Source organism: Haloarcula amylovorans, assembly GCF_004681185.1.
Classification (GTDB): Archaea; Halobacteriota; Halobacteria; order Halobacteriales; family Haloarculaceae; genus Haloarcula; species Haloarcula amylovorans.
The window spans coordinates 374,947-400,393 of the sequence record NZ_SRIF01000002.1 but is presented as its reverse complement, the minus strand read 5'-3'; the positions used below and the strand labels follow the sequence as shown (position 1 = coordinate 400,393).

Annotated in this window: 21 protein-coding genes; 9 read left to right on the top strand and 12 right to left on the bottom strand. The window is 62.3% G+C overall.

The annotated features are described in order from the left end of the window. Positions 1–169: 169 nt before the first annotated feature. Together E4S61_RS09315 and E4S61_RS09310 are read right to left on the bottom strand one after the other, a co-directional pair. Complete coding sequence (locus E4S61_RS09315; protein WP_135303664.1) at positions 170–1,957, bottom strand: glucosamine inositolphosphorylceramide transferase family protein; 1,788 nt, start codon at positions 1,955–1,957, stop codon at positions 170–172. 84 nt (positions 1,958–2,041) lie between these two features. Further along, the gene (locus E4S61_RS09310; protein WP_135303663.1) at positions 2,042–3,418 is read right to left on the bottom strand and encodes a CapA family protein; all 1,377 of its coding nucleotides are present in this window, start codon (positions 3,416–3,418) and stop codon (positions 2,042–2,044) included. A gap of 270 nt (positions 3,419–3,688) precedes the next feature. Between E4S61_RS09310 and E4S61_RS25830 the strand changes: the two genes are divergently transcribed. Next, positions 3,689–4,330: a hypothetical protein gene (locus E4S61_RS25830; RefSeq protein ID WP_209309469.1), complete on the top strand. Its 642-nt coding sequence runs from the start codon at positions 3,689–3,691 to the stop codon at positions 4,328–4,330. 492 nt (positions 4,331–4,822) lie between these two features. On the opposite strand, the gene E4S61_RS09295 is transcribed toward E4S61_RS25830, so the two are convergent. The 3 genes from E4S61_RS09295 to E4S61_RS25350 form a co-directional block, all read right to left on the bottom strand. After that, positions 4,823–6,292 (bottom strand): ATPase domain-containing protein, encoded by a 1,470-nt coding sequence (locus E4S61_RS09295; protein ID WP_135303661.1) that lies wholly within the window; start codon positions 6,290–6,292, stop codon positions 4,823–4,825. A 599-nt stretch (positions 6,293–6,891) separates the two neighbouring features. Further along, positions 6,892–7,110 (bottom strand): hypothetical protein, encoded by a 219-nt coding sequence (locus E4S61_RS09290; protein ID WP_135303660.1) that lies wholly within the window; start codon positions 7,108–7,110, stop codon positions 6,892–6,894. Next, a complete protein-coding gene (locus E4S61_RS25350; RefSeq protein ID WP_167768457.1) occupies positions 7,107–7,277 on the bottom strand; it encodes a hypothetical protein in 171 nt (56 codons plus the stop codon). Before E4S61_RS25350 ends, E4S61_RS09290 begins: the two co-directional genes overlap by 4 nt. Positions 7,278–7,564: 287 nt before the next feature. Here E4S61_RS25350 and E4S61_RS09285 point away from each other — a divergent pair, with 287 nt between their 5' ends. The 3 genes from E4S61_RS09285 to E4S61_RS09275 all read left to right on the top strand — a co-directional run bounded on the left by E4S61_RS09285 (position 7,565) and on the right by E4S61_RS09275 (position 10,240). Beyond that, positions 7,565–9,151, top strand: a complete 1,587-nt coding sequence (locus E4S61_RS09285; protein ID WP_135303659.1) for a sensor histidine kinase — start codon at positions 7,565–7,567, stop codon at positions 9,149–9,151. 253 nt (positions 9,152–9,404) lie between these two features. Further along, positions 9,405–9,728: a helix-turn-helix transcriptional regulator gene (locus tag E4S61_RS09280; protein ID WP_135303658.1), complete on the top strand. Its 324-nt coding sequence runs from the start codon at positions 9,405–9,407 to the stop codon at positions 9,726–9,728. A gap of 272 nt (positions 9,729–10,000) precedes the next feature. Next, positions 10,001–10,240 (top strand): hypothetical protein, encoded by a 240-nt coding sequence (locus tag E4S61_RS09275; protein WP_135303657.1) that lies wholly within the window; start codon positions 10,001–10,003, stop codon positions 10,238–10,240. A gap of 8 nt (positions 10,241–10,248) precedes the next feature. Here the strand turns inward: E4S61_RS09275 and E4S61_RS09270 are convergent, their stop codons facing one another. Next, on the bottom strand, positions 10,249–11,886 hold the full coding sequence (locus tag E4S61_RS09270) for an alkaline phosphatase family protein (RefSeq protein WP_135303656.1): 1,638 nt from the start codon (positions 11,884–11,886) through the stop codon (positions 10,249–10,251). A 188-nt stretch (positions 11,887–12,074) separates the two neighbouring features. Here E4S61_RS09270 and E4S61_RS09265 point away from each other — a divergent pair, with 188 nt between their 5' ends. Beyond that, positions 12,075–13,376: a glycosyltransferase family 4 protein gene (locus tag E4S61_RS09265; RefSeq protein ID WP_135303655.1), complete on the top strand. Its 1,302-nt coding sequence runs from the start codon at positions 12,075–12,077 to the stop codon at positions 13,374–13,376. Between the two features lie 264 nt (positions 13,377–13,640). On the opposite strand, the gene E4S61_RS09260 is transcribed toward E4S61_RS09265, so the two are convergent. The 3 genes from E4S61_RS09260 to E4S61_RS09250 all read right to left on the bottom strand — a co-directional run bounded on the left by E4S61_RS09260 (position 13,641) and on the right by E4S61_RS09250 (position 17,545). Continuing rightward, entirely contained in the window at positions 13,641–15,605 is a 1,965-nt protein-coding gene (locus E4S61_RS09260) for a glycosyltransferase family protein (protein ID WP_167768456.1), read from the bottom strand. A gap of 184 nt (positions 15,606–15,789) precedes the next feature. Then, positions 15,790–16,551, bottom strand: coding sequence for a polysaccharide deacetylase family protein (locus E4S61_RS09255; protein WP_135303653.1), 762 nt, complete (start codon positions 16,549–16,551; stop codon positions 15,790–15,792). After that, positions 16,541–17,545, bottom strand: coding sequence for a glycosyltransferase family 2 protein (locus E4S61_RS09250; RefSeq protein ID WP_135303652.1), 1,005 nt, complete (start codon positions 17,543–17,545; stop codon positions 16,541–16,543). Before E4S61_RS09250 ends, E4S61_RS09255 begins: the two co-directional genes overlap by 11 nt. A 296-nt stretch (positions 17,546–17,841) precedes the next feature. On the opposite strand from E4S61_RS09250, the gene E4S61_RS09245 reads away from it, so the two are divergent. From E4S61_RS09245 to E4S61_RS09230, 4 genes are all read left to right on the top strand, one after another. After that, complete coding sequence (locus E4S61_RS09245) at positions 17,842–18,663, top strand: LpxD N-terminal domain-containing protein (RefSeq protein ID WP_135303651.1); 822 nt, start codon at positions 17,842–17,844, stop codon at positions 18,661–18,663. A gap of 303 nt (positions 18,664–18,966) precedes the next feature. Then, positions 18,967–20,529 carry a right-handed parallel beta-helix repeat-containing protein gene (locus E4S61_RS09240; protein ID WP_135303650.1) on the top strand — a complete coding sequence of 521 codons (1,563 nt, stop codon included), beginning with the start codon at positions 18,967–18,969 and terminating at the stop codon, positions 20,527–20,529. Between the two features lie 260 nt (positions 20,530–20,789). Continuing rightward, positions 20,790–21,872 carry a DUF354 domain-containing protein gene (locus E4S61_RS09235; protein WP_135303649.1) on the top strand — a complete coding sequence of 361 codons (1,083 nt, stop codon included), beginning with the start codon at positions 20,790–20,792 and terminating at the stop codon, positions 21,870–21,872. Continuing rightward, on the top strand, positions 21,869–22,780 hold the full coding sequence (locus E4S61_RS09230) for a glycosyltransferase (RefSeq protein WP_135303648.1): 912 nt from the start codon (positions 21,869–21,871) through the stop codon (positions 22,778–22,780). Before E4S61_RS09235 ends, E4S61_RS09230 begins: the two co-directional genes overlap by 4 nt. 31 nt (positions 22,781–22,811) lie before the next feature. Here E4S61_RS09230 and E4S61_RS09225 read toward each other — a convergent pair whose 3' ends face one another. The 3 genes from E4S61_RS09225 to E4S61_RS09215 are packed head-to-tail and all read right to left on the bottom strand — an operon-like array spanning position 22,812 to position 25,245. After that, complete coding sequence (locus tag E4S61_RS09225) at positions 22,812–23,921, bottom strand: ATP-binding response regulator (RefSeq protein WP_135303647.1); 1,110 nt, start codon at positions 23,919–23,921, stop codon at positions 22,812–22,814. Beyond that, a complete protein-coding gene (locus E4S61_RS09220; RefSeq protein WP_135303646.1) occupies positions 23,918–24,373 on the bottom strand; it encodes a response regulator in 456 nt (151 codons plus the stop codon). The genes E4S61_RS09225 and E4S61_RS09220 overlap by 4 nt, the downstream gene beginning before the upstream one ends. After that, positions 24,370–25,245 (bottom strand): winged helix-turn-helix transcriptional regulator, encoded by an 876-nt coding sequence (locus E4S61_RS09215; RefSeq protein ID WP_135303645.1) that lies wholly within the window; start codon positions 25,243–25,245, stop codon positions 24,370–24,372. Before E4S61_RS09215 ends, E4S61_RS09220 begins: the two co-directional genes overlap by 4 nt. Positions 25,246–25,447 lie beyond the last annotated feature (202 nt).

Genomic DNA, 25,447 nt, shown 5'->3' with positions numbered 1-25,447 from the left:
CGACGCCACGTTTTTCGCTGACTAATTCGGTAATCCGTGGGGGCGTCCTCAGATAGCGCTATCTCGGAAAATAGGTGGTACTAGGTTTTTTCGTGCGGTTTCTGACCGCGAATCGGATCGAGACGTGACGTAGGTTTCGGCAATCGATTCCGGTGGTACGACGAACGGCTTACTGCGAGGAACAGACTGACGAGGTGAACGAAGAGAGGTCCTTCTCGGTGAGCGCCTCGTCGAAGACGCCGAAGTGCGAGATATCACCCTTCCAGGGGTACTGTCCGGGGAGCGTCGATCCCAACACGGGGAGACAGACCTCGTGGAACATGCCACCCACGTCGCGGGCCTGCGTGAGTTCTTTCCCGTCTTGGAAGATGCGATAGCCGTCGCCTTGCTTGTAGGCCACCGCGAGCTGGAACGGCTTGTCGGTCGAAACGGAGGCTTCGACGCCCGGCCGGGTCTGCCCGTCGGTCCCGGTGAAATCGAACTTCCAGCCGTTCGCCCCGGGGTCGAACCGAACTGCGAGTCGGCGCTTGATGTGCCGGGAAGTGTAGTCGAACAGCGCCTGCGGTTCCTTTGTCGAGCGAAGTTTGCCGCGGAAGAACAGCGTGAACGCGTCCGAGTCGAGGCCGTCGAACTGCGTCGGGAAGACGACGCGGTCGCGTTCTTTCTCGAAGCGCCGGCCCTTGCAGTTCCCCACGTCGGTCGGCTTCGCGCCGCGGACCATCCCGTGGTTCTGATTACCGGAGTCGTCGACGGCCACGGTCGATTTCCCGTCGAGGCGGAAGTAGCCGCTCGTCTTCTTCGGGTCGTAGGGGATCGACTGCTTGTTTGGCTTCGGGAGGTTCGGCGCGTCGAAGATGCCGATGCTCCACTCGACGCCGTCGCCGGAGTCGTCGAACGCGCCGTCGACTGCACAGCGCCAGCCGTTGTCGTTACCGAGTGCCCACGGGTCGTAGTGGTGCATCTTGATGGCGTTCCACCCGCTCCCGAAGCCAGTGACGACCGGGGAGTGAGCGGCCTCTTTGTCACTGTAGGCGTCTGTGGTCAGTTCGTTCACCGTGAACGCGCGGATCTTGTCACCGTACTCGTACTCGACGTCCTGTAAGAACAGGTGGGGAGTATCGTTGATGACGACCGGGCGACCGCCCTGTCGGGCAGCCCACTGTCGGTCCTCGACGACCGGGTTGGCGGCGTGGGGCGTCCAGGCGTCCGTCGAGGCGGTGAGTTCCTTCGAATGGAACGCCATCACGTCCTTGTTCTCGCGGGAGGTGAACAGCCACCAGCGGTCGTTGTAGCGGAATATTACCGGGTCGTGCGTGAAGTACTCCTTCTCGATGAGGGTCCCTTTCCGCTCCCACCCCGTCGGGAAGTCCTTCGCGTGCCAGAGTTCGACGGACTTGCCCGTCGGCGGAAGCATGTAGTACTCGCCCTGCCACTTCCAGATGAACGGATAGGACGTGTGGTTGCTCTTCTCTAAGACGATTCCGGTGTACTGCCAGTCCAAGCCGTCCTTACTACTGGCGTGGCCGATAGCCGCGTCGGGCGAGCGGTTCTTGTTGACCACTTCGAAGAAGAGGTGCCAGTTCCCCTCCTCGCGGAACATGTAGGGGTCCGCGACGTAGTCGGCACGACCGAAGTCGGTGACGTCGTCGGCTGTCAGGACTGGGTTCGTTACCTCGCCCGCGGGCGCGGCCGTGGTCGGCGCTTGGCTCGCGAGGTCGTCGTAGGAGGTGGGCGGAATCGTCTCACCGCTGTATACTGCTTTGCTCTGGGCGTCGGTGCCCGTCTCGGTGCCGGTGGCGGCCGAATCGGTTGCGGGGGCAGTACCGTTCTCGGGTGTCTCCGGCGAGGAACTGAGCCCGTCACAGCCGGCGATACCGGCAGCGCCCACAGACGAGAGCGCTGCGAGCATGCGTCGCCGTGTCACGGTCTGTGACCGCTCAGTGGAGTCATCACTCATTTCGTTCTAGTAGTCTCCCCATCTCCCCCTATATATGAGGCCGCTAATCGAGCGCTTAGAGACCTGTTATGGTCTGTCATCCATTCACAGGCGGTCGGAGACGGAGCGCGGATGGAGCCGTTTGCCGGTTCGCGTGACTGACTCACGCAGTCGCGTGGAGGCGGCACTGAAAAGTTGTGCCGCTGGCGAGGGACGGTCGTATACCGTTTTGTCCTCGGTCTGTGCTAACAGCTCTCGAACCGTCTCACGGACCTCGGGAGTTCGGAGGTCCGGCCGATCGTCGGTCTTGGCGCTCATGGCCGTCTCGATGAGGTCGCGATGGGACTCGTTGCGGACCAGGTTCAACAGTGTCAACAGCTCTCGCTCGCGATCGTCACCGCTCCAGAGGCGCTCTCCGTACAGATACTGAAGCGGGTGGCGGATGAGCGAGAGGAGGTCGCTCCCGGTGCCGATACGCAGCCATCGCCCGTAGCGCTGCTCGAAGATCCGGACCGAAAGCTCCTGCCAATGCGCCTGCAGGGCGTCTCTATCGGCCGTAATCTCCGAGACGCGCTCGAAGTAGGGACGGTGGTCATCGACTGCCCATCGCTCGCCCATGAACGCCACGGCGTCGTCGCGGCGCTCGACCGGTCGCAGGTCCACGGAGGCGAGGGTCTCGCCCGCGAACGTCGCGTCGACGAGCAGCCCCCACTCGGTTTTCGTCCGGCCGGGGATGTCGTACCGGAAGTTCCCCAGGCTGTAGCAGATCGGGGTTCCCTCGTAGCGTTCCCAGCCCTGTGGGACGTGCGGGTGGTGACCGACGACGAGGTCGGCACCTGTACGGGCGAACGAACGGAGACGGCGCTGGTGTCCCAGCGGCGGGAACGGCAAGTACTCGATGCCACCGTGAGCGATTACGACGACGACATCTGCCGTCTCCTCGGCCGCTCTGACCACTCTGGTCGCGTCGTCGTGGCCGACCCACGCCGTCCCCGGACCGCCACGGTCGGCGGCCCCGAACTCGCGCTCGCAGACGTTGACGAGCGCGACCGACTGCCCCGCGACATCGGTTCGAAGCGGGTCGAGCGCGTCGGTCGGCGATTCGCCGACGCCACAGGTTTCGAGCCCTTCCGCCTGGCATCGCTCGACGGTGTGTTCGAGCCCGTCAGGGCCCATATCCATCAGGTGGTTGTTGGCGAGCGTGACGGCGTCGAAACCCATCTCGCGGACGAATTCGGGCGTCTCGGCGACGGCTTCGTTGACCGGGCCGGACTTCGAGATCGGCGATCCGCGGCCAGCGATCGGCGCTTCGAGGTTCGTTACGGAGAGGTCAGCGTCGGCGAGGACGGCCCGGAGGTCCTCGCCGACGGTCGGCTGTGTCGCATCGGTGAACGTTGTGTCGCCGGCGACGGTCAACGACCACTCTCGACGACTCGCCGGGGCGTCATCGTTCGTCCACCGTGCGATCGACGGGCGAGACATGTAGCAGTTACGTACCCTTTGACGTCGACCCCCTTAGTTACGCATCGCACAAGCCCGCTCGTGGTGGCCCCCGGCGAGCGGACGCAAATCGGAAAACCGCCGAAAACACACTGTACCGATTCCGTTCTCCCGGCTTCGCCGACTTAGCGGCTCGATAATAATTACCGACGAAGACATAGCAGAATCTATGAGATCGCTGCAGGTCGATTCACCACGCCGTCACCATCGCCAGCGCATACCGAGAGTGCCGCGTGACGAGGGGGCGGTGACATGATCCAGAAAGTCCTGTTCGGCTTCGGGTTCCTGCTGTTCGTCGGTGGGTTGGTGCTGACAGTCGGTGTCGGGTCGATAAATGCCGATATCGGCGGGACGCCGGACGACGGGGCCACACAGCCTGCCGATCCGACGGCCACGCAAGCGCCGTCGACTGCAACCCCGGCAGCGTCGACCGATTCGGCGGAGCCGACCGACCCAGCGACGGCGACGCAAGCCCCCGAGACGGACACCCAGGAGCCGACGACGGGGACCGACGAACCGTTGCTCTCGGGGCCGACCGAGACGTCCGAACAGTCCACGACCGAAGCGAATGACTCAAACGACGATTCGGATGACGGCGACGTGAACCAGCCGAACGAGCCGGACAACGACGACTCGGATAACGACAGCTTGAACCAGCCGAACGAACAGAACCAGACGGCCACTGAAACGGAAACGCAGACGCAGACCCAAACGCAGACGCAAACGGAAACGCAAACTCAGACGCAGACACAAACGGAAACCCAGACGCAAACTCAGACGCAGACGCAAACGGAAACCCAGACCCAAACCCAAACCCAGACGGAAACTGACGGACCGAACGAGCCGAACCAGACATCTACCGAGAGCGGAACTGACGACGGGTCGCTGCTGTAAGTCCGGCGCAGAGACGACGGAAACGCGAGCGGCGACGAAATACCTGCTCGACCGAGCGCACGATGATTTTCTCGTCCGTTGTATACCGACCCACGACACCGGACGTTTGTCGCTTCGGGCCCTTCCCCTGTATGGCCGACCGAAGTCACAGATCCACCTCCCCCAAAGGTCGACCGCTACGGCGGCTCGGTCGACATCGTCGATAACGACTCGACGGGGAGCGTCTTCCGCGTTCGACTGCCGCGGGCCTAGTTCGCGAGGGTCTGGACCGTCGCCCGGAGCGTCGCCTTCTCGATCGGTTTTTCGAGGATACGCTGTGCGCCGTGTTGCATGGCTTCTTCACGGATGTCCGAAGGGGCCGACATCGTCAGGACCAACACCGGAATTCCCGCGTCATGAAGACGCTCCGAGCGCTCCCAGATGTCGCGAGTGAACCCGTCGATGTCGAGGTTTCGTCGCTTCTTCGGAGGGCCAAGACCAACGCAACACCCATCAGTCCTCTCGCTCCTCGGCTGGCACACGGGTCGTCGGTGTGTCGCTGAGGATACCCCGGAGGTCGGTGAGTGATTCGCCGACCTCGATGCCGTTCTCGGTGATACGGAACTCTCGGAGGGTGCGCTCGAAGTCGCTGGTCCGCTTTTTCAGGACGCCGATGGCCTTTCGCATCCGCCCCTCAAGTTCGAGGTGCTGGAGGAAGATGATGTTGTCCGCGAGATAGCTGATACCCGCTTCGGTGGCGGTGAACCGGCCGGTCACTGCTTCCGTCTCCTCGACGAGGATGACGGTGACACCCATGTTCTTGAGGTAACGACAGAGCGTGTGGAGTTTACGAACGAGGTTAGTCTCCTCGCCCCGCAGAGAGAGTCTGTATCCGTCGATCCCGTCGATCATCACGATGCGGGTGTCGTGCTCTTCGACGTCCTCGCGGACCAGGTGGGCGAACTCCTCGGGCGAGAAGTTGAGCGCCTCGATCTCGTGGACGTTCAGCGAGTCCTGTTCGAGCATCTCACGGACCGGCATGTTGATAGACTCGCTCCGCTGGAGAAACGTCCCCTTCGTCTCCTCGAACATGTAGACGACCGAGCGTTCGCCCCGGCCGGCGGCTTCCTTCATGAACTGGGTTCCCGTCGTGGTCTTGCCGACGCCAGTCGGGCCGCTGATGACGGTGATAGTGCCGCGTTCGATGCCGCCGTGGAGCAGCTCGTCCATCTCCGGAACGCCGGAGGGGATGGACTCGGCGACGAACTCCCGGTCGTAACTGCTCGGTTGGAGTTCCGGAAACACCGAAACGTCATCGTCGCGGATCCGCATCGCGTGTGTTCCACCCCGGATCTGGGACCCGCGGAACTTGGGGACGACGACAGTGCGTCCGAACTCGCCGAGTTCGATCTTTATCGTCCCGTCGCTCATGAACTGGAGGTCGTCGTCGGGGATCGACTTCGTGTTCTGGGAGGTGAAGACGACGGTCGCACCGGCCTCGCGGAGATACTGCATGAAGGAGATGACCTGCTGGCGGAACTGATGGTCGTCGGGCGTGAGGTATCGGAGTCGCGTGATGGGGTCGATGAACACCCTGTCTGGTTCTACGTCCTCGACGCGTTCGGTCACGGCGTCAGTCAGCGAGGACTGCTCGACCTCGCTGGGCGCGAAGATGTCGTAGGATTGGTTGCGAGCGAACATCTCCGAGTCCGGACTCAGATCGAGGAACTCCACGTCGTCGAGGTCGATGCCGAGCGTCGCGGCGTTCGTCTTTATGTCCTCGGTCGTCTCCTCTAAGTTGACGTACAGCACCGTCTCGCCCTGGTCGGCTCCCGCTTTGAGAAAGTGAGTCCCGAGAATCGTCTTCCCCGTCCCCGGTTCACCGCGGACCAGATAGCTACGGTTCGCTATTAAACCGCCGTGGAGCACCTCGTCGAGTCCCGAGATTCCCGTCGAAATCCGCTCCGGCGTTTGGCTGCTCATTAGCGGCTATTTGGAACCCGGCAGCGACATATTTGTATCGGTTGTTTCGATATAGTTGGGCGATATGCGGACAGTTAGAAGGGCGAAATCACGCGAAAAGAGGACTTCGGAGTCCACGATATGCACCGAAATGATCGAACGCCTCGAAGGGTCGGATGCCTGAACGATAGTGGTCGTCGGGCGGGGCTCACTCTGACAAATGAGAGAGTGTGAGCTACAGGAAGACAGCCAGTCGGAGTGAGCCGCGATTCGTGGCAGTCAGTTAGGGACTGCTGTCACAGTAAGGTGGGGGTGGGGTTGGGGGTGGTGGGGTGGGGTTGGATTTCGGAACGAACCGACGCGGCGTCGAGGCCGCGACCGGTCCGCTGTGGCAGTCACGCCACGAATATAGGCTCCATGAGCCGAGCCCACTCCATCCGAAGAAGCGAGCCGTACACACATTATTATCGGGTTGTTAAAGCCCGTATTCGGGCGGTACGGCGCTGGTCGGCGTCGACACTCGTGGGAACTGAGGAGCGGTGCAGGCGGACGGCCGTCGAACGGCGCAACGAGACAGCCCGTACGAGGCGTCGCGGGGCGTTACAGCGGTGAGAATCCGGCTATTGGGAGTCCGAGAGAGAGACGTGCGAATCGCGGTCGGCGGAGATCCATCGATCGCTGCCGCCGTCACAGTCCTCGGGGTCGTAGAGCACCACTTCGTCGGTTTCGACGGTGACCGACGCGGGGAGGAACTTTGGGTTGTACGTGGGGGCCAGTTCGAAGTCCGGCCAATCGTCCGCATCGACGTTTTCCTCGTCGAAAGATTGGCCGTGGCTCATTTTTTTACCTCATCTTCGTCACGTGCCTGCTCGTAGTATTGCAGGAAATCGATTGCCTCCTGGAGATTTACCTTGCACTCGGCGGACAGTCCATCGTATTCGTTCTCTGACCAGCCACAGAGTAGTTCGCGGGCGACGGCGACGCGCTGATCGATCGGTAGTTTCATCGACGATTCACCTCGGAAATCTCGGCGGTGGATGGGGTTTCAGTCATCTTTGCTCCCTCTGTTCGTTCGAAGGCCACAACGCCACATATAGCTCAGCGAACCGACTGGTTGGTACCCCCGTTTACCCCGAGGTAAGTAGAGTGAGACTGGTCGTCTAACCGTACAAAACCATTTTACTCGCGCCTTCGTTTCCTTTACCAGCCATGGCTGATTCCGGACAAAGCGCAGGGTCGAACGCGGCGAACATCCCGGAGATTTCGGACCTGACAGGTCCCGTTCGGTAAACGATGACTGGACAGGTGGGAGTTCTCTATCTCGGGCCGGCGGTCGAAGCGTTGGGCTCGTTTCTCCCGACGATCGACGACATCGCGGTCGTCGGCACCGTCACCGAGTCGACCGACGCCGCACTTGACCGACTCGGAACGGATGTCGTCGACTGTCTGGTCGTCGATACGCGACTCCCGGAACTCGACGTCGCCTCGTTTCTCGCCACGGTCGAGGAGAGTCGAAGTGACCTGCCAGTGCTTCTGTTCCAACACGGGGACGCCGAGCTGGACCCCGAGGGCGGCAGGTACGACGAGCGACTCACGGACGCAGACCCGGTGGCGCTTCGGCAGGAGACGGTTCGGGCCGCGCTCGCGGACAGCGGTGCACTCGAAGACGCGACCGAAGAGCGGTGGGACGACGGGCTGCGGGCGGTCGACGAGTGGACGTCGATCGACCGCTGGTCGAACCTCTCACAGCAGGTCGTCGAGACGAGTCCAGTGGGGATTGCCATCGTCGTCGACGGGCGAATCACACGCGTCAACCGACACGCTGAGGAGATCTTACAGTTCAGTTCCGAGACAGGGTGCGCCCGCGTCACCGATCAGTTGTCGGGCCGCATCTACGACGAATCGGGCCAACCGGTCTCCTCGATGGAGTTTCACTTCCAGCAGATACTCTCGACCGGCCCGTCGGTGGTGGGTTACGACCCCGATCCGGACCACGCCGACAAACCTAGACACTGGCTCCTCGTCAACGGGAAACCCCTGGACATCTCCGACGAGTCGGCACTGGTGTTGATATTCAAGGACGTCACCAAGCTCAAACAACACCAGGACGAACTGGAGCGTCGGCAGTCCGAACTGGACACTGCCGTCACCGAACTCAAGCGTTCGAACGCCGAACTCGAACAGTTCGCGTACGTCGCCTCACACGACCTGCGCGAGCCGCTCCGGATGGTGTCTAACTACCTCGGGCTGCTCGAACGGCGGTACGGCGACGAACTCGACGAGGACGCGCAGGATTTCATCGGCTACGCCGTCGAGGGAGCCCAGCGGATGCGTCGGTTCATCAACGACCTGCTCAAGTACTCCCGGGTCGGCCGCGACAACGACGAGCTGACGCTCGTGGATTTGAACGACGTGCTCGACGACGTGCGGACCGACCTCGAGGTCAGACTCGAAGAGGCGGACGCCGAGTTGACCGTCGCGGAGTTGCCCGTCGTCCAGGGCAACGAACACCGACTCGAACAACTGTTTCAGAACCTCATCAGCAACGCCATCAAATACGCCGGCGACGACCCCCCGCGTATCGAGATCGGTGTCTCCCTCGAACCGGACCAGTGTGAGATAACCGTCACGGACAACGGCATGGGGATCGACCCGAACAAGCAGGACCAGGCGTTCGACCTCTTCTATACGACCGGCAGGGACGACTCGACGGGCATCGGGCTGGCACTCTGTCGGAAAATCGTCCAGAGCCACGGGGGACGGATCTGGCTCAACAGCACGCCTGGCGAGGGGACGACCATCCACTTCACGCTCGTCCGAAAGGATGGCGAGATAGAGAGTGCGGACGTGGGCACGGCCGACGTTTCCATCCCGGAATAGCCGAAGATCGGCACTGTTGCCGCCTTACCATCCGCTTAAGCCCGCAACAGAACAATTGCTGGCCCCTGTTCAACAGTTCGTGAGCAACGGGCGTTCACTCGGTATCTGTCGGACAAATCGGACGAATCGCTAATCGTTACATTCTATCCCACCAACGCCTTGACAACGCTATCCGTTCTTAATCAATATCAAAAAAATCGAACGGTAAACGGGGTATATAGCCGTCGGGAACGACGAAACAGACGAGATGTCAATGCACGACCTGACAGGATTTCAGAGGGATATCCTGTACGTGATAGCGAAGCTGAACAAGCCACACGGACTGGAGATCAAAGACGAGCTGCAGGAACACTACGATCAGAACATTCGTCACGGTCGCCTCTATCCGAACCTCGACACGCTGGTCGAAGCTCGCCTCATCGAGAAGGGGAAGAAAGACGACCGCTCGAACGAGTACAAACTGCGAAATCGTGGCAAGCGCGAGCTGAAGTCCCGACTCAAGTGGGAACTGTCGTGTCTCCCCGAGGACCTCGTCGCCGAGCTCGACGACATCGCGATAAAGCAAACCGCAGAGTAATCTCCCCGGCAATCGATACCGCCGACAATTGGTCGGACTGCTGGGTGTCGACAGTACGGTTGTGAGTAGCCGTTCCATCAGGAGACTGATCTCTGTCCCCCTGACATCTATCACGACACGATGGCTAACGCTCGCCTTCGAGGAGGTGTACGAGGACAGGGAGGCTCGTTCCCTGTTCGATCGGTCGAGAGAACTTCTCGTCATTACCGTGTTGCTCCTGGCGTTCGTGTTCCTCGCGGTGACGGCTCCTTTTCGACCTCGATTAATCGTCGGTGGAGTCCTCGCTGCTCGTTCGTACCCTCCCGGGTATCGGGTCGATCGCCCTCGTCTTCGGTCCGTTCTACTACGTCGTACCACCGATCTCGGCCACCGTTCGTCACGCGGTCCCCAGAACAGCGTTCGCGGCACTGGGGCTGGTCGCGTTACAGGTCGCCTTTCACTACTACGTCGAGACGGGCCAAATAAAGAGCAGCAGAACACGTAGCGTTCTCACGGCATCGAGAACCGTCTGAGTGCCGCGTCAGTCGAGGTAGCCCAGGTCCGAGAGGCGACCCTCGACGGTCGAGTCGTCAGCCGTGGCGGCGGCCGGTGACCGCTCTTCGTAGGCGGCGTAGGTGGTCGAACCGGGGTCGTCGACGATGGGTAGGGGCGTCCCGTCCATCCGGTCACTGTAGGGGACACCCAGCGCGCCGAGAACGGTCGGCGCGATGTCGAAGAGGTGGGCGTCGGCGAGCGACACCGACTCGTCGATTCCCTCGCCCTTGGCGGCGACGATTCCTTCGAGTTTGTGGTTCCACGGTTCGGCCGGTTCGCCGAAGTGGTCGCCGAGCAGCTGCGCCGAGAGGAAGTGGTCGAAGTCACGGGGCACCGTCACGATGTCGACAGCACCCTCGTCGTACGGTCCCTCGAAGTAGTCTTCGCGAGGCGCGACGGTTTCGAAGACGGGGCCGCCGTCCGGTGCAGTAGCGTCCCGGAGCGACTCGATTATCTCCTGGCGCACTGACTCGTAGTCGGCCTCGGGGACGACGCCTTCCGGTTCGCGGCCCTCGACGTTGAGACGGACGCCCAGTTCCGTCCGGGCACGCATGTACGCGACGGAGGACCGGAAGTCCACCTGCTCGTTGGCGGTGCGGACGACGCCGTTGGGTGCGTACTGCTTGGCGATCTCTTCGAGCCCGACGTGTCGCAAGCCGGCACCGACGCGATTGGCCGTCAGCCCAAACTTCGCGGCCGTCGCGGCGATGCGCTCGATCATGTTCGGTTCCCACGAGGACTCGTTTTCGCCCTCGCGCAGGCCCTGTCGGATGGGGTTCCAGGAGGGCATCCCCTTTCCGCCTTTGACCGTCTCGACGTACCCCTCGTCGCGGAGGTACTCGTTGACGCGGAACTCCTCTTTCTCGTAGGGGCCCATCCCGTGGTCGCTAGCGATGATGACCGTCTCGGGGTCGTGGTCGTCGAGGAGTTTCCCGACTTCCTCGTCGGTCGTCTCGTATACCTCGTTGACGGCGTCCTCGTCGCCGAGGAACTCGTGGAACACCGTGTCGGTCTTCTGGAACTGGACGAATCCGAAATCAGGTTCGTACTCGTCGACGAGGTAGCTAAACGCCTTCCGACGTAGTCGAACGAGTTCGTGGTACTCGTCGAGCTTCTCGGCGTCCGAGAGCGTGGTCTCGCCGCGCGTGTACTCGGGGTAGACACGGTACTCGCCGAGCGCCTCTTTGATGTCGTCGATGACGCCCTCAGGGTGACACGGCGGGTCCTCCGGCCCGATGAAGCCGGGGACGATGGCCCCGTCGATCTCGGCGGGTGGCGCGGTGACGGGCACGTTCAGGACGACGCTCGATTTGCCGCGATCGTCTAGAAGTTCCCAGATGCTATGTTCACGGACGTGGTCACGGCTGACCACTTCCCAGTCGTAGCCGTCGAAGCTGACGAAGCTGTAGGCACCGTGCTTGCCGGGGTTAACGCCGGTATACAGGGAGGGCCACGCGCTCGGCGTCCACGGGGGAATCTGCGATTCCAGCGGCCCGGCGACACCGTCTTCGTAGATCGATGCCAGATTCGGGATACGTCCCTCGTCGTTGAGTCGGTCGAAGACCGGAAGACAGCCCGAGTCGATGCCGATGAGCAGGACGTCGAGGTCACTGTGTTCTGTCATCTGCGATCCTCCACAGCTCGTGATGGCATTCGTGTCTGACTCGTAGTGTCCGAAGGGCCTTATTATATCGCTCTTAATGGAATTTCGATATCAAATGTCTCGGACAGATACGGCGACCGAAGCCGTTCTATGTGTCTGTCGGCATTACTAGACAGATAATAACGACTCCGGACGTCGAACACCCAGTAATGACCGAAACCGCCGTCACGGACGGCTCCGACGACCAGCCGGATCGACCGACGCTCGACGTCGGCTTTATCCCCGCTGAGTGTCCCGGTACGGGGGCCGTCGGCGCAACGCGGACCTCGGAGTTGCTCATCCAGAAGTTGTCACACCACCACGACCTGACCGTCTACGTCGCTAGTCAGGCCGAGGCCAACCCCGAGCGACTGCCTGCCCGCGACCGAGTCGAGTACGTCCTGCACGACGGCCTCGCGAAGCTGCCCCATCCCTTGCTGACGAAACTCGACGCGATGCGCGAGGAGATGGGCGCGTTGGCCTCCCATGACATGGTTCACACCTATTCGCCGGGGTTCATCCCGATTCTCGCCGACCTCGACGTGCCGACGCTGTCGACGCTCAACTCCTACCTGCCGGCCTGTCCGAAGGGCGATTTCCGCTACTACGACGGCGAGAAGTGTACCGGCCACGGCACCGCGAAATGCATCAACTGCATCGCCCACGCCGATATCGACCGGCGGAAGGGCGTCGAGAACAGCCTCCGGTCGGTGTACTCCTCGCTCGGAAAGGTCAACTACGTCGGCGACGCGATGACGGCCATCCACGACGTCGACGCCTTCCAGGCGCTGTCGCCACACATCAAGGACGACTACGCGAACATGGGCGTCGACCGAGAGCGCATCACTGTCGTCCCGCACTTCTACGACGACGAGTTCTACCACCCCGAGTGGGACCAGCCGTTAGACGACAGCGACGGGATTACCCTCCTGCACGTCGGCCGACTCCAAGAGAACAAGGGACAGGAGAGCCTCGTGCGAGCGATGCCACGCCTGCTCTCGAACCACGAGGACCTCACGCTCCGGGTTGCCGGGTCGGGCGGCTACGAGGAAGGACTGCACAAACTGGCACGGCAACTGGGCGTCGACCACGCCATCGACTGGCTGGGATACGTCGACCACGACGATGTTCCGCCGCTCTATGCGGACGCCGACGCGTTCGTCTATCCCGGTCTACTCGACGAACCGTTCGGCCGCGTCTTACTGGAAGCGCTCGGGACCTACACCCCGGTACTGGCCTCCGACGTCGGCAGCACGGACTACATCGTCGGCGACGCGGGCGTCCGCTTCGAAGCCGATAACCCGAACGCGCTGGCAGAGGGGTTCGATAGCCTCGTCGCTAACTACGAACACCACCGAGCGGCGATTCCCGAACAACTCGAACGCTTCGCACCCAACACCGTCGAGAACGCCTTCCTCGACCTCTACGAAGAGGTCGCCGAGTCGCGGACCCCGGCCACCGCGAGTCACTGAGAGAGCGGCGACCGTTCTTTGTGAGAGTTTTTGCAGCGCTATCTGCACGTCATCTCGCGTCTCGACGGCGCGACCGCTCGGCGACGGGCAGCAACAGTCCGGTCGCCGGGCAGTCGAGTGGGCCGAACCGACGGTCCCGCTGCTGTGCAGTCGGGTGAGAAGACCAGACGCGAGAACGAGTCTGAATCGTCGCGTGCAGACGCCGATCGAAGCGAAAAGCACGGTCGTGGCGGCTGGCGCGACCCTCGGCGATAGCCGATGTCGCTACGAACTCACAGAGCGCTCACAGACCGCCACGTCGCCGTTGTCGTAGACGACGCTGTAGCCGCGACAGAGATCCTCTTGTTGCACCTTGGGCTGGAACGGCTTGCCCTGCCCGTTCTGATAGTACTCGGCACCGGACTGGGCGTACTCGCGGTAGACGACGGTCTCGTTCGTCGTCGAGCCGTTGTCGATGACCACCGGCTCCGCGTTCACCTCCCAGGCCCGTTCGAACACCGTCCCGTAGGGGTGGTCGGTCGTGAGTCGATCGTTCGGGGCGGACGACTCCTGTGACGTATTAGTGGTGTTGGCGATGGTCCGGACGGCATCGAGTTCGTTCTCGGTGTAGCTGTAGCGGGTCTGGACACCGTCGAAGGCGGGATCGTCGAGGGTCCCCTGGCTCGAGAGCATCGTGACCGGCGGATAGACGAGCGTGAACACCAATAGGAGGGCGACCGCGACTCCCTTCGGGGACTCACTGGCAAGGTACGCCACGCCGATCGCGCCGACGATGGCCATCGGGACGGTGACAAAGGCAAGCCAGCGGCCGGGGACGAAAGTTCGGATACCGAACAGCGGGAACCCGAAGATGAACACGAGCATCACGACGATGGCGATGATGCTGGCGACCGTCACCTGCGAGGTGCGCCGACGGTGCAGGACGTAGAGGCTCCCGGCGATGGTTATCAACAGCAACAGCAGCAAGCCCATGGCGTCGAGATAGCCGATGAACTTCTCCATCACCGTCGGTCCCGCGGTGATCGCGGCGCTGTTGGCGCTCCCGCCGGACCCGCCCGCGAGGTTGAGAAAGCCCGCCGACTCCTGTAGCGTGTTGGCGAAGAAACTGAGCATGGTTTCGAGGAACGACGACCCCCGGTACGGCGTCAGCGACCACATGAACGTTATCAGGCCGAGGTCGAAGACGAGCAGCCCCGTGAGGTTAGTCGTATCGCGGACCTGCTCGCCGAGCCCCGCCGTCCGCACTGGGCGAAGCAACCCAGTCGAGAGCAGCACCTTCGCGACCAGCCCCGCGCCGACGAATATCAGCATGATGAACGAGGAAATCTGGTGCGTGAGGATGACGGCGACGCTGAAGACGACGACCAGCAGGAAATCCCGGATGTTATACGACGTTGACATGATTCGGGTCAGCGCGTAGATGATGGCGATGTAGAACACCAGTCCCAGTCCCGTCGGAATCAGGTGGATGCCCCACTCGATGACGTTGCCGCTCAGTGTGTAGATGGCGGCAGCGAAGACTGCCCATCGCTGTTCGACTAAGACGTTCGCCGTCGCGTAGACGAGAATTGTCGACAGCGCGATGGGAATCCCGACAGTGAGAATCAGCGACTGGCGAATCGTGACCCCGAGCAGTTGGCTCCCCACGGCGACGAGGAGGTGATATAGCGGCGACGCGTAGTACTTCTTCGTGTTTATCGGAGCCAGAGAGTTCGCCTCCTTGATAGCAGGCGACCAGTTGCCGGCGTGGGTCCAGATATCGATGCCGACGTAACCGGGTGCGGTGAACGCGCCCGCGAGGCGGACGACCAAGCCGAAAACGAGGACCTGTGCCAGGAGGAGGCTGACGTGGTAGTCACGTTCGTCGGCGAATACCACCTGCGCGAGGACGACCATCCCGGTCCAGACAGCAAGATAATGAAACAGTAGCGAGCGCGACTGATGGACGGCAACGACGACCATCGCGGCCATCCCGAGGAACGCGACCGACGGGAGTAATCGCGTCAAAGTGGGGGTCAGGGTCGGGAAGTCAGCCGTGTTCGAGACGCGGACGCTAATCAGATACAGCAGGCACGCGAGTGCGAGGACGATGGGGATCGTCTCGATATACACCTGCGAAGCGAGGAAGCGAAGCGGTACCATCAACAGGCCGAGTATCAGGCCGATGACTGCGGCGGCGACGTCTAGCCTGAAGTCGAACCATCTAGAGTCTGTCGTGTTGGGGCTCATTGTAGCTACGGAGTCGGTATGCGGTATCGTGTCATGCGGTGAGAGCGCCGTCGGTCGCGGACGGCTGGTTCGTATTCCCGTCCACATCGGGCAGTCCCATTATAATCGGCCACCTAAACGCCGTCTATGGACATGATAGCACCAGAACGGTCGCTGTAGAACGAAACTGGGAACGAAATCGTGCTCACCCGAACTTCTGGAGGACGTATCGGCCCTCGGCGTAGTCGCTGGTTCGTTCGCGCATCTCGGCGACGCCCTCGCGGACCCGCGCCTCGAAGGAGTCGTCGTCTTCGCCCCAGAGGCCGGGGTGAGTGAGTATCTGCATCTTACTGTCGAACTGGTCGACTTCGGGCGGGTCCGAACGCCAACGCTGGCTCGAATCGCCGCAGTAGCCAATCTCCGAGAAGAACCGGGGTTCGTACGTACTGGGGAAGCCGTCGAACTCGTGGCGGAGGACCCGGTCGGGCGGGATGTGGAAGGACACCGTCTCGATTGGGTCGGCGACCGTCGAGAGGATGTCCCACTCCTGTGCGACCCGCTCGGCGATGGGGTCGTCCGTCTCGGGCACGTCCTCGGGCGACCAGTACTGGTGGGTACTGAAGTGCAGCCCCACGTCGTGGCCGAGGTCCTGAATCGCTGCCAGCACCTCGCGGGTGTCCTCGTTGAGGACGTTGTACACCGGCGAGGAGACGAGGAAGAAGTACGTGCTGTGGACGTCCTGTTCGTCCTCGATCTTCGCCATCCGCAGGGCGCGCTCCGGCGAGAGGTCCACGTCGTGGCGCAACAACGCCGTCCCGGGTTCGACCGGGTCGCCGTACCGGCCAAACTCGTAGCCGGCAGCGTCGACATCGCGGACGAACGCCTCGTACCACTCGAAAGAGAAGTTCATCTCGTCGGATCGGGCATCCGGTGAGCGTTCACCGCCGTCGGTCAGATCAGGCGTCACGGCCGTCCTCCCGAATCTGCAGGTTTCGGTTCTCCTCGCGGTCGAAGATCATCGCCATGACCAGGCACAGGATCCCCAACACGCCGAGGACGAGCGACTCGCCGACGCCCGCGCCCTCGCCCGTGTCACTCGCTCGGCCCAGAAGCAAGAGACCGCCGGTGCCGACGGCGAACGCGCCCAGGTAGTAGAGGAACGCGAGCGGGTGGAAGTCCTTGACGAGGTACTTCGAGCGGAGCCGCCAGAGGAACCCCTTGAGCAGGAGGAAGGACAGCTGCGGGATGAACGACGTATACGAGATGTGGCTCGTCTCGTCTTTGTACACTGCGCGCCGGGCCACGTCCGCGATCCGCATATTGTTCGCGTTGAGGCGAACCAGTAGGTCGTTGACGAACCCATAGCCGTCGTACAGTTCGTCGAGGTCCAACTGTTCGAGCGCCTCTAGGGAGATAGCTGTCGACCCGTTCTGGGGGTCCATCACGCTCCAGTAGCCGCTGGCCACCTTCGAGAGGAACGACAGCATGAAGTTGCCCAGTTGCCGGAAGGCGGGCATGTCGCTACGGTCCCGATCGAGCAGTCGATTCCCCTTCGAGTAGTCGGCCCTCCCGTCCGCGACAGGTTCGAGGATGCGCTGGACGATGTCGGGTTCGGTCTGCCCGTCGCCGGAGATGACGACGGTCACATCCATCTCGTTGTCGAGCGCGCGTTTATAGCCGGTCTTGATGGCACCGCCGACGCCGGTGTTCTCCTCGTGTTGAATCGGGACGACGCGGCGGTCCGCCGCGACGCCGCCGTCGGTCATCGACGGGGAATCGACTGCGTGGTCGTTTGCCTGTTCCACGTGTTCTTGAATCTCCGCCCACGTCCCGTCGGACGAACCGTCGTCGACGATGTAGGTCTGATCGACGTACTCCGGCAGCGTGTCGATGACCTCGCCGATGAGGCCCTCCTCGTTGTACGCCGGAACGACGGCGGCGATTGTCTTTCCTTGGTACATGGCTTATGTCGGGCGTCGTATCGAGCGTCTCTCTGTCCGGGATTTCGTCACGTCCATCTCGTCTGTTCTCTGGAGACAGAGGGCCGTTATTATGTATCGAGTAAGCACAGCGGGAGACCGCATTCGGATCCGGCCTGGTGCCGATACCACCAATGTGGACGACTGTTTCGCCGAGAACGCTGTTTTGGCCGCTAATAGTCGCGTTTGTGCCGTGGTTTCGCGCTCGTTTAACGAACGCCGAGCCGGGACTTACCGAACCCATAGTAAGGAGGCCGGGTGACGATTTACCACCGAAGATGACGACGGCTCACTCGACGACGGAGATCGCTGCGGAACTCGACCTCGAACACGCGGGGTCGACTACGGAGGTCACCGGCGTCGACTCGTTGGATCGCGCGGGAAAGACCGACCTCGCGTTCTCGGTCTACGACGAGGCCGCGCCCCTCGCGGACTCGGCGGCGGGGGCAGTAATCTGCCCACCGTCAGTCACTGGCGCGGCCGGGAAGACCCTCATCCACGCCGAGAACCCGAAGCTGGCCTTCGCCGAGGCCGTCGAGGCGTTCTTCGGCAGCGGCGCAGCGACCGGGGTCCACCCGACCGCCGTCGTCGAGGACGGTGCGACCATCGGCGAGAACTGCACTGTCGGTCCGCACGCGTACATCGCGGACTGTGTCACCATCGGCGACGGCTGTACGATCCGGACCGGGACCCGTATCGGCGGTCCCGGGTTCGGGTTCGTCCGCGACGACGAGGAAACGCTCCATCGCCTCCCCCATCAGGGAACCGTTCGCATCGAGGACGGCGTCGAGATCGGCGAGAACTGTACCATCAACCGAGCCGTCTTCGAAGAGACCGTCCTTCACGAAGGGGCGAAAGTCAGCGGGCAAGTCCACATCGCACACCACGTCCATATCGGCGAGGACACCACCGTCGCGTTCGGCTGTGGGTTCGCGGGCGGTGCCGTCGTGGGTGACCGGGTCACAGTCCACCCACACGTCTCGGTCGCGACCGACGTGACCGTCGGAGACGATGCCGAGTTGGCGATGAACGCAGCGGTGCTCGACGATGTCGCGCGCGAAACGACTGTCGCCGGATCGCCCGCGAGAGAGATAGGGTGACCCCTGTATGTGTATTCTCAACAGATGCATGATAATAATTGGCACGGGAGCGCTCAATCGCCGTTCGTTCGAACTCCCGCTTAGACAGACATTCGATGCTGCATAACACGTGACTGCGCGCCCAGTTCTCCCTCTCGGGACTAGGCACGGAATGTAGTGTATTTTCCAACGTATGTATCAAGTGTATTTGAAAGAGATACTTTCATCTGGTACGTAAAAATAGAACAGACGAATATTTCTTGATTAATTAACCGAAGGAAAGTCGGAGCATTTAACAATAGCCGGATTTCCGTAGAGGGTAGGATGAATAATCCGAAGGGAGGCCGCGGCGGTAACAGCAGTATTGGTCGACGGACGTTCCTCGCAGGGGTCGGTGCCACGGTGGGAGCGGCAGCGACGAGCGGGACTGCCTCAGCTTATCACGAGCAGTACGACCCGATCAACGTGGTCGATGCTGGTGCAGCGAACGACGGCAGTGAATCCATTACAGACGTTCTAGAAGAACTCGTCCACGGGGAAGACGAGATAGCGCTTTACTTCCCGCCGGGCGAGTACCTGATGGACGAGCAACTCCGGCATACGGGCTTCGAATCGTTCGCCATGTTCGGCGACGACGCGACGATCAGGCCCGCACAGGCCGACGAGTTCGACGGGCCGGCTCGCCTGTTCAAACTCGGGGCGTCGTACAACCCCGGTGATTGGGCGCGCGTCCAGGGCTTCGACTTCGACTTCACGGAGCCGAACACGGGACTCCGAGCGCTCCAGATGCAGTGTAACGACCTCTACGTCAGAAACGTCCACGTCAGGGGACAACACGACACTGGCACGTGGGGGCCGTACCAGTTCGACGTCGTCGACTCCGATGCGGTCGCCGTCGTCAAGGACTGTAGCGCGGCCGAAGGTGGGAAATACTCGGTCAACACGTCGACCGATCACTACCCGGCGGCGGTCAACGGCGGCGGGCCGTCAGGCATCATCGTCAGCCCGGCCCACCAGGGCCGCATCTGGTTCAAACACTGCGAACTTGGTGGGTTCCCCGACAACGGCCTGTACAGTTCGGGCGAGGACGGCGAAATCGTCGTTTACGGCGGGACATACCGGAACAGCAACGTCGCCAACATCCGCATCGAAGGGCCGCTCGGCTACATCAAACACGCCGAGGTCATCGTCGACGAGACGCGCCCCGAGGACGGCAACCAGCGCGGCATCCGTCTCGACGTGGGCGACGACTTCTGGATTTACGACACCGATGTCCGGATGGAATCGGTCACCGGCGACGCGATTCGAGTGACCAACGGGGCGACCAACACCACGATCCAGGGCGCCTCGATCATGGTCGACGACGACGACGACATAGAGGACGCCATCTCCATCTCCGAGGCGGCGGGCGAGGTGACCATCTTCGACTCCGAAATCGAGATGCGCTCCGGTGGGGCCGCAATCGACATCAAGGCCTCGAACGACGACGACGTACCGGTCCTCGTCGAGGACGTCACGATCACCGGCGACGCTAGCGGCGGATACGGCGGCAGTCACGCCATCCGCTGTGAGCGCGACGAATCGCGATTCTACGACCTCACGGTCGATCAGCCGGGTGACGACTACCGTCGCTGTATCACCATCGAGGGCGACAGCTGTATCATCGCCTACGGTGAGTACCGTTCGACACACCACCCGATCATCAACAACGCAGAGGATACGGCCATCCTTGGACTCACAGCCGAGGCGTACAACGGTCAAGAGGCCATCAAGATGTACGAAGCCGAAGACGTGAGTATCTACGACTGCGTCCTCTACAACGGGATCACCAACCCGAGCGGCAACGACGACTACTTCGTCCACGACAACAGCTACCCCGATAACTAACGGCTGAACCTTCTCTTCTAGTCTCCTCTCTTGGGGCACTTCTTCCGGTAGCGGTGTACGTATCACCGCGCTTGCCCGTTTTGCCACCGCATAAACGCTCACCGCCCCGCCATCGAACGAGCGTCCCCCGTCCGGTGGGATAGAGAGACACAGTCACGTTTCGAACGCGACGGCGGCTATCATCTCCATAATAACGGTAGCTGACGGGCTTGTTCCTGTATGGAGAGTCACGAGACGACAGACAGGGGGACACGGTACGTATGACCGTCATGTTCACCATCCAGCATCCGGCGCACGTTCACTTCTTCAAACACGCCATCTGGGCGTTAGAAGACGAAGGGCGCGAAGTCCACGTCGTCGCGCGCGACAACGAAGTCGCCGTCGACTTACTCGACAGCTACGACATCGACCACACCGTCCTGGCAAACGAGTCCGGATCGCTGGCGCAGCTCGCCGTCGTCCAGACCGCCTACGAACTGCGGTCGATTCGCTACGCGCTCGACGTCGATCCGGATGTCATCGCGGGCGTCGGTGGCGTCACGGCCGCTCACACCGCCGCGGTCGTCGGCGCGGAGAGCGTCGTCTTCACCGACACCGAACACGCGACGCTCATCAACAAGATAACCCACCCGGTCGCCGACTACGTGGTGACACCCACCTGCTACACGGAAAACGCGGGCGACAATCAGGTCACGTACCCCTCGTATCACGAACTCGCCTACCTTCACCCCGACCGCTTCGAACCCGATACGTCGGCGTTCGAAGACCTGCGCGTCGACCCCGACGACAAGTTCGTCGTCGTCCGCCTCAGCGCATGGGACTCCTCGCATGACGTGGGCGCGTCGGGCCTCCAAGATATCCACGACGCCGTCGATCAGCTCGAAGCGACGGGCGCGACGGTCCTCATCACCTCCGAAGTGCCGTTGCCCGACGACCTCGAACGCTGTCGGACCCTCGTCCCGCCCGAAGCGATTCACCAGCTGCTCGCTCACGCCGACCTGTTCATCGGCGAAGGGGCGACAATGGCCTCTGAGTGTGCTGTCCTCGGGACGCCTGCGGTGTACATGAACTCGCTGACGATGGGCTACACCGACGAACTCGAAGCGGAGTACGACCTGCTCTGGAACTTCAACGAGGACCACGAACAGGACGCCGCCCTCGAACGCGCCGTCGCCATCCTCGAAGACGCCGAGTCGGACCGCTGGGAGGCCCGCCGCGAGCGGCTCCTCGACGACAAGCAGGACGCAACGGGCGTCATCTTGCGGATGCTCGGGCTGGCGATGAACGACGAGACCCTCGGCTCCGATCAGACCACGCGCACGAAGGCCGTCGTCGACACATGAGAGTCCTCCAGCTAGTCAACACCCCGCGGTCGTTCTTCGACAAGCAGGTGGAGGCGCTGGAACGACGGGGCGTCGAGTGTACGACCGTCACCGTCCCCGGGACCCACGACGCCGACCAGTCCCGTTCGGTGACCGACTACCTTCGGTATTACCCGGACGTGCTGGACCACTCGCTTTCGGGCTACGACGTGATTCACGCCCACTACGGGCTGATGGGGCCGTTCGCGCTGGCCCAACCCAAACGACCGGTCGTTCTCACGTTGTGGGGCTCTGACCTCATGGACGAGGAGAGCTTCGTCCCGCGGCTCAGTCGGCTCTCGGCCCGCCTGAGCGACGAGGTAATCCTGCCCTCGACGACGATGAGCGCGTATCTCGACACCAGCCACCAGATACTCCCATGGGGTGTCGACACCGAGCAGTTCCGGCCCATCGACCAGGGGCGCGCACGCGAGCGCCTTGGCTGGCCGCAAGACGAGACGACCGTCCTCTTCCCATACCCGCCCGAGCGCGACGTCAAGAACCATCCACTCGCAGAACGTGTCGTCTCCCGACTCGACGACGTGACCCTGCGGACGATGTCCGGTATCCCCTACGAGGAGGTCCCCTACTACATGAACGCGAGCGACGCGATGCTCGTCACCTCGAAACGCGAAAGCGGTCCGATGGTGGTCAAGGAGGCAGCCGCCTGCAACGTTCCGGTGGTCTCGACGGACGTGGGTTTCGTGTCGAGCGTCTTAGACGGCGTGGCGAACAGCTACGTCCGCGACGGAGAAACCGAACTCGCGGACGCGCTCTCGGACGTACTCGCCACCGGCGAACCCAGTTCCGGTCGCTCCAACGTCGTCGGACTGGACCAGATGGGCAAAGACCTCGAATCGATCTACCGAGCGGCCATCGACGGGCGATAGAGAGCCTGGGTCGACGCTTTTCTGCGAACAGTTACGCTCGCTGGAGTTCGACCGAGAAGACAGATCCCTTCGGCTGATTGTCCGAGATATCGATCTCACCGTCGTAGCGGTCCACCAGTCGGCGCACGAGGAATAGGCCAATACCGAGGCCGCTGCCGTCTAAGTCCGAAGACTCACTGGAGAACAGTTCGCGGCGCTGTCTGGGCGAGATACCGGGACCGTTGTCGGCGAAGTCGACTGTGACAGTCTCTCCCTCGACGGTGACGGTGACGTCTACCTGTGGCGTCTGCTCGTCGTTGTAGATGATGGCGTTGCTGATGATGTTGCCGAACACGGACCCCAGCAGGCTATCGCCCCACACCTCGACGTCCTCGTAGTCGCCGCTGATCTCGATCTCGGCCGGTTCGTAGAGATCGAGCGCCTTCTCTATTTCGTCTTCGAGGATACGGGCGAGGGAGACGGCACCGAGACGGGAGTCGTCCGGGTCGTCGTCGGCCGCCTCGACGGCGTCACCGATGGTCCGGGTGAGTTGCAGGACGTGGTTGCTCGCGGTGATGATCTCGGTCAGTGTGTCCGCGTAGCGTTCGTCGACTTCCTTCCGGAGTTGCCGGGCGCGAGCGACGACGAGGCTGATGTCGTTTCGCACGTCGTGGCGGGTCAGCTGGTTCATGATGGCGAGCTGCTCGGTTCGCTCGCGCAACGCCTGGCCCGTTTCGTGGCGCTGGATCGCATAGCGGATGGTGCGTTCGAGTAAGTCCCGAGTCACCTCGTCTTTGACGAGGTAGTCCTGTGCGCCGGCCCGGATGGCTGCCGCGCCGACACTGGTGTCGTCGACGCCGGTCAGGACGACGACCGGAACGCTGTGAGACGCCGCCAGTGTCCCCTCCAACGTCTCCATACCGCCGCTGTCCTCGATGTGGAGGTCGAGGAGAACGACGTCGAGCATCTCGCCGCTGGATTCGAGCATCTGCGTGGTTCCCGCGAGCGAGGTCTCGCGGTGAATTTGCACCTCGTTACCGGCGTCCGAGAGACCCGGGAACCGCTCCGCTTGGACGGGAATCGGTTCGCGGAACAGCTCCTCGACGTAGCGGGCGTCGGCGTCGTTGTCCTCGACGAGGAGGACGTCTACGGTTTCGGTCATTGCACCCGTCGCTTGCGTGGTAGCGTCGCCGTCGAGAGCCAGAACGACTGGAGGTGGTCGATGACAGTGATGTACTCCGAGACCGAGTCCGGCTTCGTGACGTAGGCGTTCGCGTGGTTGTCGTACATCCGTTCGACGTCTTTCGACTCGTCGGACGTCGTCAGGATGACGACGGGAATGCGGCGAAGCGAGTCGTCGGACTTTATCTCCTGCAGGATGTCGCCCCCGTTTCGACCCGGGAGGTTGATGTCGAGCAGGACGAGATGCGGGACGATATCGTCGTCTTCCTCGCCTCGCAGGGTCGCCAGCGCGTCGCTCCCGTTGTGGACGACGGTCAGCGAGACGCGTGCGCCAATCTCCGAGAACGCTTCTTTCGCCAGGCGGGCGTCCGCCGGGTTGTCCTCGACGAGTAACACCCGCGGTGAGCACGAATCAGTTGCAGTAGCAGTCATAGGTTAAGTCGTTCCGTGATAGCCATCGTCTCGTCCGCTTCGCTCGAACCGTCGTCGCCGAGGTCCGCCTCGACGGCTTCGAGCCGTTCGAGGAGGCGCTGGTACTCGTCGCTCGATTCCCGTTCGGCGGCGGTCAACCGCGCGTCGAGCAGCGCTCGTCGGGCCAACAGCGAGTAGTGTTCGGTGATGTCGTCGTCGGCGGTGGCCCGTTCGAGGACGTCTGCGACGACATCCCTGACTTCGTCCGCCTCGCCGGGTTTCAGTAGATAGGCGTCGAACTCCATATCCGCGACGTCTACGTCCGGTTCGACGGCCGTGAGCAACACCACACCCGCATCGAGGTCCGCCTCGCGTATCTTCTCTAAGAGGTCGTCGCCCGAGAGACCGGGCATCCGGCGGTCGAGGAGGACGACGTCGATCTCGTCCGAGAGCGCGGTGATGGCGTCTTTGCCGTTGAACGCCGTCTCGACGTCGTACTCTTCGGCGAGCCAGCCGGCGTGCATCCGCGCGAGGCGCGGGTCGTCGTCGACGACCAGAACGGTGGGCCGCGTCGACTCGCCGAGGTTACGTTTCCCCCAGTCGGCAAGCGTCTCCATGACCGCCTGCAGCTCCCGGCCCGCGCGAGTGAGGTCGTACTCGACGCGTTTCGGCGACTCGCTGACGACGTGTCGCTCGATGAGGTCGTTCCCCTGGAGGTCTTCGAGGCTGTCTGTCAGCACCTTGCCCGAAATCCCGTCGAGACGTTCCTGTAGCTCGTTGAATCGAAGCGGTCCGTCGTCGAGCAGCGATTGGATGATGACCGGGTGCCACTTCTTCGAGATGAGCGTCACTGCTTGGGCAACGCGGTCGTCCGATGGGGTGCTCGGGCTCACGTTTCTCAGTACCAGAGTCCAGACACCACAAGGTGATTATTATCGTGCCCGTAAACGCCCGGAGCGGCGCCGATAAGACAGGTTTCTCCACTGATACCTGCGTTACTAACCGTCCAAGTGTCGTCGAACTACCGCTTGCGCTGAAACCCACCAAGAGCGTCTGAGAGACCACTTACAGGCAGGTAAGTGCGTCCACTTACTT